Below are 12,171 nucleotides of genomic sequence, written 5' to 3'. Positions count from 1 at the left end.
AACTGCTCGCCTCTTACTGGGCGGCCGGCGCGGCGGAGGCCGCGGCGGGAGCGGGTTGAACGGTCGGCGCGGTCGGCGTCGTCGCCGTCTGGGCGGTGGGTATGCCGGTCTGGGCGCCGGCTTCGGGGCCGGTCGTCGCCGTACCGACCACGGGGGCGCCGGTCGTGCCGGCCTCGACCTGAGCGGCGGTTCCGCCCGGCGCGGCCTCGGCCGTCTTCGGCGTCATGGAGCCGCCCTTGGAGGCGATCCAGCGTTCGAACTCGGCCTGGGTCACGACATTGATCTGGATCGGCATGAAGGCGTGATCGACACCGCACAGTTCCGAGCACTGGCCGTAGAAGACGCCGGTGCGCTCGGCCTTGAACCAGGTCTCGTTGACCCGGCCGGGCACGGCGTCGGTCTTCAGGCCGAAGGCCGGCAGGGCCACGGCGTGGATGACGTCGGACGCCGTGATCAGCAGACGCACCGTCTTGCCGACCGGCACCACCATCGGCTCGTCCGCCGCCAGGCGATAGACGGCGTGCGACAGGCCGCGCTCGGCCAGTTCGCCTTCCGGCACCATGTTGGAGATGTACTCGGCCACGCCCTGGTCGGGATATTCATAGGCCCAGTTCCACTGGTTGCCCGTCACCTTCACCGTCAGATCCGGTTCCGGCATGTCGTGATAGGCGAACAGCAGGCGGAAGGAGAACAGCGAAATCCCCACCAGGATCACCACCGGCAGAACGGTCCAGATGATCTCGACCGTGGTGTTGTGGCTCCAGCGCGCGGGCGTCGGATTGGATCTCTTGTTGTAGCGGAACACGATCCAGGCCAGCAGGCCCAGCACCAGCAGGGTGATGCCGGTGATGACGGGCATCAGGACGATGTCATGGAACCAGATGGCGTCGTGCTTCAGCGGCGCGGCGGCCGGCTGAAGATCGATGCCGCCCGGCGTCGGCTGGCCCATCAGATCCTGCGCCCACGTCGGCGCGGCGGAGAACAGTGCGATCCCGACGGCTGTCGTCGCCGCCGTCGCTCCTGCCTTCGCTCTTCCCAGGGCTCGCGTCCCCATTCCCATACGAAGTCCCCACAATATCGTTTTTCAGCAGAGACTTGAGAACGAATCTCAAGTCTTCGCGCGGGCATGTTCTCCACCCGTCACTTCCTTGAGTCCCTATCGGATCGCCCTTCGCTTGCCAAGCGATCCCCGCTCCATCCGCCGCAAACTCGCCCCAAACCCGTCCGCCCCCTCATCGAACCCCGTTGGATTAAACCTTCGTCATGTTTAAACAGGTACCTTGCGTCGCAAGGTACCTTGTCGTACTCAATCTCCATCAAAGGAGACATCGAGGTGACCGAAACCATCGAGATACAGCTGAAGAAGGGGGTTCTGGGGCTTTGCGTCCTGGCGCTTCTGAACCGGGCCGACAGCTACGCCTACGAGATCGCCAGCCGCCTGTCGGACGCGATCGATATGGGGGAAGGCACCATCTACCCCCTGATGCGGCGGATGCAGTCGGACGGACAGGTCGAGACCTATCTGGTCGAATCCTCGTCCGGCCCGTCCCGCAAATACTATCGTCTGACCGACGCCGGACGGACGGCCCTCGCCGCCCAGACCGCCGAATGGTCGGCCTTCACCCAAGCCGTCGACGCCGTCCTGGCGAGCGACGCGAACACGATCCAGGCTTCGGCGCCCCAGGCGGCCGAGGCTCAACCGGAGGAAACGGAACAATGACGCGCGCGGAGTTCATCGCCCGTCTCAGAAGCGGCCTGGTCGGCCTTCCGACCGCCACGGCGACCGACATCGTCGCCGACTATGAGACCCATTTCGCCGACGGTCTGGCCGCCGGCCGCACCGAGGCCGAGGTGGCCGCCGCCCTGGGCGATCCGGGCCGGCTGGCCCGCGAACTGAAGGCCGAGGCCGGGATCCAGCGCTGGCGCCAGGAGAAGAACCCCTCCGCCGCCGCGGCCGCCGTCTTCGCCGTCCTGGGCCTGGGGGCAGTCGACATCCTGATCCTCCTGCCCATTCTGATGGGCGTGGTCGGGACCCTCTTCGGCTTCTTCATCGCCGCCATCGCCCTGTTCATCTCGGGCGGCGGCGTCATGGTGGCCGGCCCCTTCGCCGGCTTCCCCGGCGGCCCGTTCGCGGCGGTCCTGATGGGTCTGGGCCTGATGGCCGGGGCCGTCTTCATCGGCGCCCTTCTGACCATCGTCACCATCTGGCTGGTCAACGGGATCGTCTGGTTCGCCCGCCTGCACTACCGGCTGCTCAAGCCGGCGCTTGAACCCCAATCCGACGCCCAGTCTGACGCTACGAGCACGGGAGGCTCGCTATGATCCGCACACTGTTCATCATCGCCGGCGCCGCCCTGGTGCTCTGCATGGTCACCCTGGGCGGGGCCATCGCCCTCGGCGGCCACGACCTGCAACGCCACGGCTGGGCCTGGACCATCAAGGACCGGGACGGCGAGTCGATCCGCTTCGAACGGATCAAGAGCGGCGGGACCGACGATCTCGGCCCCTTCACAACCCGCACCCTGACCTGGACCGGCGGCGAGGCCCTGACCATCGATTCCAGCATCGACGTCGAATACGTCCAGGGCCCGGCCAACACCGTGGTCATCACTGGCCCCAAGAGGCTGACCGACCGCGTCACCCTGACGGATGGCCGCCTGTCCCTGGGCGACGGCGACACACGGATCGTGTTCGGCTGGGACGGCGGAAACTTCTCCGCCCGGTCGGACCGCGACGAGCTGCGCGTCGTCGTCACGGCGCCCAATGTCCGCCGCTTCGCCTCCAACGGCTCGGGCGACCTGGACATCAGCGGCTATGACCAGCCCTCGATGGCCCTGTCGATCTCGGGTTCGGCCGATGTCACCGCCTCGGGCCGCACCGACGCCCTGGACCTCGACATCGCCGGCTCGGGCGACGCCGATCTTCGAGCTCTGGACGCCAAGGACGCCAAGGTCGACATCGCCGGCTCCGGCGACGCCGACATCGCCCCCACCGGCGACGTCCAGGTCAGCATCGCGGGCTCCGGCGACGTCAGCCTGGCGACCCGCCCCGCCAAGCTGACCAGCGAAATCGCCGGCTCCGGCGACGTCTATCAGAACTGAAAGGACCAGCCCCTCCCTCGCTTGCGGGGGAGGGGCCGCGACTGCATGAACGTGGTGCGGGGCTGAACCTTACAGGCCCCCTCCGTCTCGCCGGCTTCGCCGGCGATCCACCTCCCCCAAGGGGGGAGGAATGCGAGCACCGAAATCCTCCCCCTCTGGGGGAGGTGGATCGCCGGCGAAGCCGGCGAGACGGAGGGGGCCCGAACGGGTCCAACTGTCACAATGACGCTGGCCTCACTCCAGCAATTCCAACAGCTTGCCAGATTCTCGCCCCGACTTCCCCGCCGGGGTTTCCCCGTCCCCTATAATCCTCCCCGGTCTCGTCGCTTGGAGGGCTCGTAAGGCCTGCGACCTTGCGGCGGCGAGAGCGGATGGAACGGGAGCGGGGGTGCAACTCCTCCGCGCCGGCGGCGCCTCAAAACGCCGCCGGAGGGTCGAGGGGGATACTCGGCCGCACTCGGGACGGGGTTTCGCAGACCCTGCCGACCCGTCGCAGGCTTATGGGGTTAGGCGATAAGACCGCCACCGCTCGGCGCCCCGAGCTTGCAGGCCAACCAACCGCGCGGGGCGTCAAACCTTCGTCGAAACGGTATTTCTAGATCAAACTCCGGGCGAAGGCCCGGCGCCCCGCCCAGCCCTCCGCTTCCAAAGGGCCTCCAAACTCCGCCGAACGGACGGAGCGTTTCGTCACGCCTTCACCCTGCCCTTCATTCCCGCTAAGCCATGCCCATGACCTCCGCCCCTCTTCCCGACGCCGGCGCCAACTGGGTGGATCGCCATGCGCCGCAGCGGCTGAAGCCCTGGCTGAAGCTGGGCCGGTTCGACCGGCCCATCGGCATCTGGCTGCTGCTCCTGCCCGGCTGGCAGGGGATCGTCCTGGCCCTGGCCCAGTATCGGCAGGCGCCCGGCCTCTATGACCTGTGGCTGTTCGTCGGTTTCGGCATCGGCGCCTGTCTGATGCGCGCCGCCGGTTGCGCCTTCAACGACATCGTCGATCGCGACTTCGACGCCCAGGTCGCCCGCACCGCCCTACGCCCCATCCCCGCCGGCCTGATCAGCGTCAAACAGGCCTGGGCCTTCGTGATCGGCTGCAGCCTGATCAGCCTGCTGATCCTGCTGACCCTGCCCGTCGTCGCCATTGCCCTCGGCGTCGGCTCCCTGGCCCTGGTCGCCGCCTATCCCTTCATGAAGCGGATCACCTGGTGGCCCCAGGCCTGGCTGGGCTTGACCTTCAACTGGGGCGCCCTGATGGGCTTCGCCGCCGCCCTCCCCTTGGCCGCCGCCGCCCTTCTGCTGCCCGCAGAGATCGCCGGCGAGTTCCGCCCCTTCCTCTGGTCCGCCCCCAGCGACAGCGGCCACGCCGTCGCCCTGGTCTGGCAGGCCTATGTCCCCGCCGTCCTCCTCTACCTCGGCGGCGTCTTCTGGACCCTGGGCTACGACACCATCTACGCCCTTCAGGACATCGAGGACGACGCCATGGTCGGCGTCAAATCCTCCGCCCGGCGCCTGGCCTCGGCCGTCCGCCCCGGCGTCGCCGTTTTCTATGTGATCAGCCTAGTCATGGCCGCCTCGGCCGGCCTCGCCGCGGGTCTCGGCCCGCTGTTCTGGCTGGGCCTGGCCCTCTACGCGGCCCATCTGACCCGCCAGGTCCTCCGCCTCGACCGCACCGACGGCGCCCTGGCGCTGAAACTGTTCAAGTCCAACCGAGAGGCGGGCTTCATCCTGCTCGCCGCCCTCGCCCTCGGATCCCTCGGCCTGTGAAGGAGCCCCCCATGACCTCCACCGTTCGCATCCTGCTGCTGTCCGCCGCCGTCGCCGCCACCTTGGCCGCCTGCCAGAGGCGCGAGGACAAGGCTGACGCCTCCGCGCCGACCCCGACCGCCGCCGCCCCGGTCAGTCCCGCCGCCGCCGGCGCCCCGATGGGCTTCGATTCCAAGACCCAGTACGCCACGGTCAAACTGACCCTGCCGGACGCGGTCAAATCCAAGCCCGACCTGCACGCCCCCCTCTACGCCGCCGCCGTGCGCGACCTGCGCCAGTTCTCCGAAGGCGCCCAGGCCGACCTGTCCGAGGCCGGCGGCGGCCCCGGCGGCTATGAGAAGACCATCGCCTTCGAACCCGGCGCCGAGACCGGCAAGCTGTTCAGCCTGGCCCGCACCGATTTCGAGTTCACCGGCGGCGCCCATCCCAACACCAGTTTCTCGGCCGTGCTGTGGGACAAGGCGATGAAGAAGCGGCTGGGCTTCGCCGACCTGTTCCGCCCGGGCGCCGATCTGGCGGGCCTGGACAAGGCCCTGTGCGACGCCGCCAACGCCGCCAAACAGGCCCGCTCGCCGGGGTCGGAGACCGCGACCCTGGGCGGCAAGATGTGGACCTGCCCCAAGGCCGTCGCCACCCCCTTCGTCCTGACGCCGGGCACGACGCCGGGCAAGGCGGGCGGGATCACCTTCCTGCTGGGCGCCTATCAGATCGGCCCCTATTCGGACGGCCCCTACCAGATCGCCCTGCCCCAGTCGGTCTTCCGCTCCCTGCTGAACCCCGCCTACGCCGACGAGTTCGCCGGCGCGCCGGTCAAGGCGGGGGACGTGACGCCGAAGAACGGCTGATCAGTCGGCCAGGAACTGATCCACCAGTTCGGCGAACCGCTGAGGCTGGTCGGCCATGATGAAATGCCGGCTGCCGTCGACCCGGATCAGCTTGACGCCGGGCAGGGTCGCATATTCGTGACCCCAGGCCTGATCCGCCTGGGCGGCGGGCGCCCCGCCGTCGGCATCCGAGGCGTAGAGGGCGGTCACCGGCACGCTCAGGTTCGCAAGACCTGGCCGCGCATCCGTCAGCAGGACGTCCCGCATGGCCGCCGCCATGGCCTTGCGGTCCGACCCGGTCGTCCAGTCGACCAGCCTGACCCGCAATGCCGCGTCCCGCGTCATGCCCTGGGCGCTGCCGACCTGGGCGGCGCGGAAGGATTCGTCCGAGAGGGCCAGAAGGGTCTGCGCCGTCTGTTCCGCCGCCGGTCTCATGGCCTCGACCGTCACCTGCGGCCCCCGCAGCGCGCCGAAGAAGGGCAGGCTGTCCACGCTCATCAACCGGCCGACAGCCTCAGGATGCTGCTGGGCCAGCACCAGTCCCGCCAGGGCGCCCATCGAATGACCGATCACCGCCGGCCGCTCCAACCCTTGACTGCGGATGTAGCGGTCCAGTTCCTCGACCACCGGCTGGACGAAGGGGCCGTCGCCATGACTCCAGGCCTCGCCGGCGAAGCCCGCCAGCTGCACGAGATGGACCCGGTGCGTCGCCTTCAGCCGATCCGCCGTGGTCCGCCACACTTCCCGCGAACAGCCGAAGCCGGGGATCAGGATCACATCGGGGCCCGCCCCCACCACCTCCACGGACAGGCGGTCCGAGACGAAGGCGGACGCCTGGGCGCCTGGCTGGGCGAAGGCGGCGGTGACGCCGACCATCAGCGACGGGGTGCAGACCGCCAGACCGAACAGTGCGGCGCGCAGGCGCGGGCGCGCCTTGAAGAAGGCGTTGAACATCGGATGTCTCCCTTGGGTTTTAGGTTTGGTCCGCCGCCGTCAGGCGTGCGGGTTCTCGAAGATTTCCTCGACCGGTCGGTCGAAGGCCGCAGCGATGCGGTAGGCCAGGTCCAGCGAGGGATCGTGCCGCTCGGTCTCCAGGGCGATCACCGCCTGTCGCGACACGCCCAGCGCCTGGCCCAGTTGCTCCTGGGTCCAGCCGCGCTCGACGCGCAGCAGTTTCAGCCGGTTCTTCATCGGCTGGTCCGGATGAAGGGCGCGCTGATTCCGTACATGCCCCAGAACAGGGGTACGATCAGCCAGGTCTCGATATGGGGCGCGCCTGCGAAGCTCTCGCCGAAGCCCCAGAAGGTGGCGACCGCCATGGCCAGTCCCGAAGCGACGATGAACTGTTTAGCCGTAAGGCTGCGGACGAACTCGTCGCTTTCGCGCATCAAGGACAAGACGGCCCAGATCTGGCCGATCACCGGTCCCGAGACCGCCGCCGCCAGCCCCCAGGCCGCCGGCTTTCCCATCACTTCGTCGAAGGCGTCGGTCGTCATCATGGCCACGCAAATGGCCACATAGGGAATGGTGAAGGCCATGGTGCGAATGACGTATCGCCGGTGCGCCGGGGTGGTCGATTTTCCGAAAGACAGCATGTCCGCCTCCTTGTGTAAGGCCAACCTTACATCGGTCAAATGTCATGTCAACCTGACTTTTTGTAAGGAACACCACACATCATCGCATTGCTTTGTCCAGACCCGCCTTAGGGACTAGACTGCCGCCATGCCCGCCGCCCCGCGCTTAGCCGCATCCGCCCTGTTCACGCCCGAGGAATGGGCTCCGTTCCAGGCCCGCTCGGCATGGGTCGGGCCGCTGCTGGTCGCCCACTGCTGGGCCGTGATCGCGATTGCGGTCGTCGCGGGGGTGCTGATCCCCTGGCTGATCCCGCTGTGCGTCATGGTGATCGGCACGCGCCAGCTGGGCCTGGCGATCCTGATGCACGAGGCGGCGCACGGCGGCCTGTCCCGGAACCTGCGGCTGAACGATTTCCTCGGCCACTGGCTTTGCGCCGTGCCGATCGGCGCCAGCCTGACCGCCTATCGCCCCTATCACCTGGCCCACCACCGCTTCGCCCAGCAGCCGGAGGATCCCGACCTGATGCTGTCGGCGCCCTTTCCCGTCTCGCCCGCCTCCCTGCGGCGCAAGCTGATCCGCGACCTGACCGGCCAGACCTTCTTCAAGCAGCGGGTGCTGCTGCCGCTGGCCCAAAGGCGCTCAGGCAGCCCGAAGGGCGATGGCGCACAAACAATGCGCGATAGCGCCCACCAATATGAGGCCGTCGTCACCGGCCGCTCGGTCCTGCCCTTCCTCGCCTTCAACGCCCTCCTGCTGGCGGGCTTCGTCGCGGCGGGGGTCTGGTGGGCCTTCTTCGCCTTGTGGCTGCTGCCGATGGCGACCTGGTTCCCGATGGTGACGCGGCTGAGAAACATCGCCGAACACGCCTGCGTCGACGGCTCGGCCGCCGACGCCTTCCGCGCCGCCCGAACCACCCGCGCCGCCTGGTGGGAGCGCGCCTTCATCGCCCCCTACTGGGTCAATTTCCACGCAGAACATCACCTGTTCATGCATGTGCCGTGCTGGAAGCTGCCGGCCCTGCACCGCGCCGTCCACACCCGTCCCCAGGCCGCCGGCATGGAGGTCGCGCCCGGGTATGCCGACGTGCTGAAGACCGCGACGCGTCGCCGGGCATGACCATCCCCGATCCGGCCGCCTTCATCCACGCCAACACACGTCTCCAGCCCGTGCCCCATGCGCCGGAAATCTCGCTGTGGCTGGCGGACGAGATCACGCCGATCTGGCGCATGACGGAAGAGGAACTGGGCGAACTGGGCCTGCCGCCGCCCTTCTGGGCCTTCGCCTGGGCCGGCGGCCAGGCGCTGAGCCGCTATCTGCTGGATCACCCGCAAGAGGTCGCCGGCAAGCGGGTGCTGGACTTCGCGACCGGTTCGGGCCTGGTCGGGGTGGCGGCTATGCGGGCGGGCGCCGCCTCGGTCCTGTGCGCCGACATCGATCCCTTCTGCCAGGCCGCCGTCGCCGCCAACGCCCAGGCCAACGGCGTGGCCCTAGGCTTCACACCGCTCAATCTGCTGGACGCCCCGCCGCCGGCCGTGGACGTCATCTGCGCCGGCGACATCTGCTACGAAAAGCCGATGACCGAGGCCGTGCTGGCCTGGCTGGGCCAGGCTCGCGCCGCCGGAACCCGTGTCCTGATCGGCGATCCCGGCCGCACCTATTTTCCCCGCTCGGGCCTGGATTTCCTGGCCGAATACAGCGTGCCCACGACCAGAGAGCTGGAGGACCTGGAAATCAAGCGGTCCTCCGTCTGGGCCATGCCCTGAGGTCACGGCGCGGCCGCGCTTGCCCCTCGCGCCGTCGCCGCCCATCTTCAAGGACATGAGACCGATCGCGACCTTTTCCGTAGTGATCGCCGCCATGGCCTCCAGCGCCGTGGCGCAAACCCCGCCCTATGTCCCACCTTACGCCGCGCCCCACGGCGCCTATCCCGGCGGCGGTCCTGCGGCGATCGCCGACCAGCATCGCTATGAAAACGACCGGCTGCGGCGACAATCCGAGGCCAACGCCGCCCTGGCCCGACAGCAGCAGATCGAAACCCGTCAGCGACTGATGCAGATCGAGGCCGCGCGCGAACCGACCGTGTCGCCGGCCGTCCCCACCCGCCCCCTGTATGACGTCGCCCAGGAGCGCGGCCTGCGCGAAGGCGCCGCCGCTCGTCGCCAACAGACCCGCCAGGGCGTGACCCAGATCGACGACTGGCTGGATCGGCCGAACTGACGCATCCCTTCCCTTTCCTCCGCGTTCCGGCCTAGCTTCAAGACGGATCAGGCGGAGGGAACGGGCATGCGCTGGCAGGGCGGACGGACAGGCGGCGGCGGGGTCGAGGATCGGCGCGGTCTCGGCGGCGGGGCGCTGGCGGGCGGCGGGATCGGCGTCGGGGTCCTGGCGATCATCGGCTATCTCGTGTTCGGCATAGATCCGGCGACCACAACCCAGTTGGCCAGCCAGTTCGGCGGCGTCGGCGCCGAGCAGCAGCAGGGTCAGGTCGGGACGCCTGAAGATCAGGCCGGTCGGTTCGTCGATGTCGTCGGGGGCAATATCAACGACGTCTGGACCCAGAAGCTGAACGGCTACGAACCGCCCAAGGTGGTCATCTACGAACAGGGCACATCGACCGGCTGCGGCTATGGCCAATCGGCCATGGGCCCCTTCTATTGCCCGACCGACAGGACCGTCTATCTGGACCTGGGCTTCTGGCAGGAGATGGAGACGCAACTGGGCGCCTCGGGCGCCGACTTCGCCCGCGCCTATGTCATCGCCCACGAGTTCGGCCACCACGTCCAGACCCTGACCGGAACCTCGGCCCAGGTCCGTCAGGCCCAGCAGCGCGCGCAAGGGGAAGCCGAAGCCAACCAGTATTCCGTCGCGCTGGAGCTTCAGGCCGATTGCTACGCCGGCGTCTGGGCCAGAAACGCCTCGGCCGTCTCGAACGGCCAGGTCGCCCTGGAGCCCGGCGACATCGAGGAAGGCATGAAGACCGCCCAGGCTATCGGCGACGACACCCTGCAACGCCGGGGCGGCGGGCGCGTTTCGCCAGAGAGCTTCACCCACGGCTCCGCAGCCCAGCGGGTCGAGTGGCTGCAACGCGGCTATCAGTCGGGCGACCCGGCCGTCTGCGACACCTTCAGCGGCGCCTGAACAAGGGTTTCGGTGATGGATTCTGCGGGTTGCGGGTGTGGTCCCGCGCCCCTAACACCGCCTCGCGCGCCCCCGCGACGCACAGACCGACGGATACATTCCCATGCACGCTCGCGCCGGCCGCCAGGCCCTACCGGAAGACCTGATCGACCTCGACGCCCTGATCGGCGCCTATGGATCCGGCCGGCCCGACATGGCCGACCCGGCCCAGCGGGTGGTGTTCGGCACCTCGGGACACCGGGGCTCGGCTCTGGACGGCGCCTTTACCGAGAGCCACATCCTGGCCATCGCCCAGGCGGTCGCCGAATATCGCGCGGCGCAGGGGATCGACGGCCCGCTGTTCGTTGGGCGCGACACCCACGGCCTGTCCGAACCCGCCTGGCGCACGACGCTGGAGGTGCTGGTCGGCAATGGCGTCGAGGTGCTGATCGACGCCCGTGACGGCTTCACCCCGACCCCGGCCGTGTCCCACGCCATCCTGGCCTACAACCGCGCCAATACGCGCCAGGCCGACGGGATCCTGATCACCCCGTCGCACAATCCGCCCCGCGACGGCGGCATCAAATACAATCCCCCCTCCGGCGGTCCGGCCGGGAGCGACGCCACCGGCGCCATCGCCGCCCGCGCCAATCAGCTGATCGAGGGCGGCCTGGCCGAGGTGAAGCGCGTCCCGTTCGACAGGGCTTACGCCACGGCGGGCCGGTTCGACTTCCTGGGCGCCTATATCGACGACCTGCCCAGCGTGCTGGACCTGGACGCCATCCGCGACGCCGGGGTCCGCATGGGGGCCGATCCGCTGGGCGGAGCGGCCGTGGCCTATTGGGGCGAGATCGCCGACCGGCACCGGCTGAACCTGACCGTGGTCAATGACGTCGTCGATCCGCGCTGGGCCTTCATGCCGCTGGACGCCGACGGCAAGATCCGCATGGACTGTTCGTCGCCCAGCGCCATGGCCAATCTGATCCGGATGATGCAGGGCGGATCGGCCTATGATCTGGCCTTCGGCAATGACGCCGACGCGGACCGCCACGGCATCGTCACGCCCGACGGCGGCCTGATGAACCCCAATCATTTCCTGGCGGCGGCCGTCGCCTATCTGTTCGTCAACCGTCCCGGCTGGGGCCCGGACGTGGCGGTGGGCAAGACCCTGGTCTCGTCATCGATGATCGACCGCGTCGTCGCCGGCATGGGCCGCCGCCTGCTGGAGGTTCCGGTCGGGTTCAAGCATTTCGTGCCGGGCCTGCTGGACGGAACCGTCGGCTTCGGCGGCGAGGAATCGGCCGGGGCCACCTTCCTGCGGCGCGACGGCACGGCCTGGTCCACAGACAAGGACGGCCTGCTGCTGTGTCTGCTGGCGGCCGAGATCCAGGCCCGCACGGGTCAGAGCGCCAGCCAGCTCTATGCCGGCCTGACCGAACAATACGGCGCTCCCGCCTATGCCCGGATCGACGCCCCCGCCGATCGGACGCAGAAGGCGCGTCTGGCCGCCTTGAGCTCCGCCGACGTCGCCGCCACCACCCTGGCCGGTCAGCCGATCACCGACATCCTGACCAAGGCCCCCGGCAATGGCGAGGCCATCGGCGGGCTCAAGGTCGTGACCGCCGACGCCTGGTTCGCCGCCCGCCCGTCGGGCACCGAGGACGTCTACAAGATCTACGCAGAGTCCTTCCTGGGAGCGGATCACCTGGCCCAGGTCCAGGCCGAGGCCAGGACGCTCGTGGCCGCCGCCCTGGCGGGCTGAAGGGCTTGAGGCTTGACTTTATGTCCGCGAA

General features: G+C 68.9%; 14 protein-coding genes. 10 read left to right on the top strand and 4 right to left on the bottom strand.

What is annotated here, in order from left to right; translation table 11 throughout:
* Positions 1 to 13: 13 nt before the first annotated feature.
* On the bottom strand, positions 14 to 1,054 hold the full coding sequence (coxB, locus tag GYM46_RS11165) for a cytochrome c oxidase subunit II (protein ID WP_008264349.1): 1,041 nt from the start codon (positions 1,052 to 1,054) through the stop codon (positions 14 to 16).
* Between the two features lie 279 nt (positions 1,055 to 1,333).
* Here coxB and GYM46_RS11160 point away from each other — a divergent pair, with 279 nt between their 5' ends.
* The 5 genes from GYM46_RS11160 to GYM46_RS11140 all read left to right on the top strand — a co-directional run bounded on the left by GYM46_RS11160 (position 1,334) and on the right by GYM46_RS11140 (position 5,707).
* Positions 1,334 to 1,720, top strand: coding sequence for a PadR family transcriptional regulator (locus GYM46_RS11160; protein WP_008261972.1), 387 nt, complete (start codon positions 1,334 to 1,336; stop codon positions 1,718 to 1,720).
* Positions 1,717 to 2,322 carry a DUF1700 domain-containing protein gene (locus GYM46_RS11155; protein WP_008261069.1) on the top strand — a complete coding sequence of 202 codons (606 nt, stop codon included), beginning with the start codon at positions 1,717 to 1,719 and terminating at the stop codon, positions 2,320 to 2,322. Before GYM46_RS11160 ends, GYM46_RS11155 begins: the two co-directional genes overlap by 4 nt.
* The gene (locus tag GYM46_RS11150) at positions 2,319 to 3,101 is read left to right on the top strand and encodes a GIN domain-containing protein (protein ID WP_008264122.1); all 783 of its coding nucleotides are present in this window, start codon (positions 2,319 to 2,321) and stop codon (positions 3,099 to 3,101) included. Before GYM46_RS11155 ends, GYM46_RS11150 begins: the two co-directional genes overlap by 4 nt.
* A 729-nt stretch (positions 3,102 to 3,830) precedes the next feature.
* Entirely contained in the window at positions 3,831 to 4,862 is a 1,032-nt protein-coding gene (locus GYM46_RS11145; protein WP_040349749.1) for a UbiA family prenyltransferase, read from the top strand.
* Positions 4,863 to 4,873: 11 nt separating this feature from the next.
* Entirely contained in the window at positions 4,874 to 5,707 is an 834-nt protein-coding gene (locus GYM46_RS11140) for a DUF3298 and DUF4163 domain-containing protein (RefSeq protein WP_040349750.1), read from the top strand.
* Here GYM46_RS11140 and GYM46_RS11135 read toward each other — a convergent pair whose 3' ends face one another.
* Genes GYM46_RS11135 through GYM46_RS11125 form a run of 3 tightly spaced genes read right to left on the bottom strand, consistent with a single transcriptional unit; the run spans position 5,708 to position 7,281 of the window.
* Positions 5,708 to 6,640 (bottom strand): alpha/beta fold hydrolase, encoded by a 933-nt coding sequence (locus GYM46_RS11135; protein WP_008258689.1) that lies wholly within the window; start codon positions 6,638 to 6,640, stop codon positions 5,708 to 5,710. It abuts the gene before it with no gap.
* Positions 6,641 to 6,679: 39 nt separating this feature from the next.
* Complete coding sequence (locus GYM46_RS11130; RefSeq protein WP_008264044.1) at positions 6,680 to 6,877, bottom strand: helix-turn-helix transcriptional regulator; 198 nt, start codon at positions 6,875 to 6,877, stop codon at positions 6,680 to 6,682.
* Positions 6,874 to 7,281, bottom strand: a complete 408-nt coding sequence (locus tag GYM46_RS11125) for a hypothetical protein (RefSeq protein WP_035310980.1) — start codon at positions 7,279 to 7,281, stop codon at positions 6,874 to 6,876. Before GYM46_RS11125 ends, GYM46_RS11130 begins: the two co-directional genes overlap by 4 nt.
* Positions 7,282 to 7,408: 127 nt before the next feature.
* On the opposite strand from GYM46_RS11125, the gene GYM46_RS11120 reads away from it, so the two are divergent.
* From GYM46_RS11120 to pgm, 5 genes are all read left to right on the top strand, one after another.
* Complete coding sequence (locus GYM46_RS11120) at positions 7,409 to 8,377, top strand: fatty acid desaturase family protein (RefSeq protein WP_008262802.1); 969 nt, start codon at positions 7,409 to 7,411, stop codon at positions 8,375 to 8,377.
* The gene (locus tag GYM46_RS11115) at positions 8,374 to 9,024 is read left to right on the top strand and encodes a class I SAM-dependent methyltransferase (RefSeq protein WP_008264375.1); all 651 of its coding nucleotides are present in this window, start codon (positions 8,374 to 8,376) and stop codon (positions 9,022 to 9,024) included. The genes GYM46_RS11120 and GYM46_RS11115 overlap by 4 nt, the downstream gene beginning before the upstream one ends.
* Before the next feature lie 55 nt (positions 9,025 to 9,079).
* Positions 9,080 to 9,478, top strand: a complete 399-nt coding sequence (locus GYM46_RS11110; RefSeq protein WP_050771726.1) for a hypothetical protein — start codon at positions 9,080 to 9,082, stop codon at positions 9,476 to 9,478.
* A 66-nt stretch (positions 9,479 to 9,544) separates the two neighbouring features.
* Positions 9,545 to 10,399, top strand: coding sequence for a KPN_02809 family neutral zinc metallopeptidase (gene ypfJ / locus GYM46_RS11105; protein ID WP_008260526.1), 855 nt, complete (start codon positions 9,545 to 9,547; stop codon positions 10,397 to 10,399).
* Positions 10,400 to 10,502: 103 nt separating this feature from the next.
* On the top strand, positions 10,503 to 12,140 hold the full coding sequence (gene pgm, locus GYM46_RS11100; protein ID WP_008262077.1) for a phosphoglucomutase (alpha-D-glucose-1,6-bisphosphate-dependent): 1,638 nt from the start codon (positions 10,503 to 10,505) through the stop codon (positions 12,138 to 12,140).
* The last annotated feature ends 31 nt before the right edge of the window (positions 12,141 to 12,171 follow it).

Origin of the sequence: Brevundimonas mediterranea (assembly GCF_011064825.1) — a bacterium.
In the GTDB taxonomy this organism is placed as follows: domain Bacteria; phylum Pseudomonadota; class Alphaproteobacteria; order Caulobacterales; family Caulobacteraceae; genus Brevundimonas; species Brevundimonas mediterranea_A.
The sequence above is the reverse complement of the archived record's forward strand: the minus strand, read 5'-3'. Positions and strand labels throughout refer to the sequence as shown.

What these genes read in the sequence shown, in the direction of transcription:
- GYM46_RS11115 (WP_008264375.1), top strand. Translation starts at nt 8,374, where the DNA reads ATGACCATCCCCGATCCGGCCGCCTTCATCCACGCCAACACACGTCTC.
- GYM46_RS11140 (WP_040349750.1), top strand. Translation starts at nt 4,874, where the DNA reads ATGACCTCCACCGTTCGCATCCTGCTGCTGTCCGCCGCCGTCGCCGCC.
- coxB (WP_008264349.1), bottom strand. Translation starts at nt 1,054, where the DNA reads ATGGGGACGCGAGCCCTGGGAAGAGCGAAGGCAGGAGCGACGGCGGCG.
- pgm (WP_008262077.1), top strand. Translation starts at nt 10,503, where the DNA reads ATGCACGCTCGCGCCGGCCGCCAGGCCCTACCGGAAGACCTGATCGAC.
- ypfJ (WP_008260526.1), top strand. Translation starts at nt 9,545, where the DNA reads ATGCGCTGGCAGGGCGGACGGACAGGCGGCGGCGGGGTCGAGGATCGG.
- GYM46_RS11130 (WP_008264044.1), bottom strand. Translation starts at nt 6,877, where the DNA reads ATGAAGAACCGGCTGAAACTGCTGCGCGTCGAGCGCGGCTGGACCCAG.
- GYM46_RS11145 (WP_040349749.1), top strand. Translation starts at nt 3,831, where the DNA reads ATGACCTCCGCCCCTCTTCCCGACGCCGGCGCCAACTGGGTGGATCGC.
- GYM46_RS11150 (WP_008264122.1), top strand. Translation starts at nt 2,319, where the DNA reads ATGATCCGCACACTGTTCATCATCGCCGGCGCCGCCCTGGTGCTCTGC.
- GYM46_RS11120 (WP_008262802.1), top strand. Translation starts at nt 7,409, where the DNA reads ATGCCCGCCGCCCCGCGCTTAGCCGCATCCGCCCTGTTCACGCCCGAG.
- GYM46_RS11155 (WP_008261069.1), top strand. Translation starts at nt 1,717, where the DNA reads ATGACGCGCGCGGAGTTCATCGCCCGTCTCAGAAGCGGCCTGGTCGGC.
- GYM46_RS11135 (WP_008258689.1), bottom strand. Translation starts at nt 6,640, where the DNA reads ATGTTCAACGCCTTCTTCAAGGCGCGCCCGCGCCTGCGCGCCGCACTG.
- GYM46_RS11125 (WP_035310980.1), bottom strand. Translation starts at nt 7,281, where the DNA reads ATGCTGTCTTTCGGAAAATCGACCACCCCGGCGCACCGGCGATACGTC.
- GYM46_RS11110 (WP_050771726.1), top strand. Translation starts at nt 9,080, where the DNA reads ATGAGACCGATCGCGACCTTTTCCGTAGTGATCGCCGCCATGGCCTCC.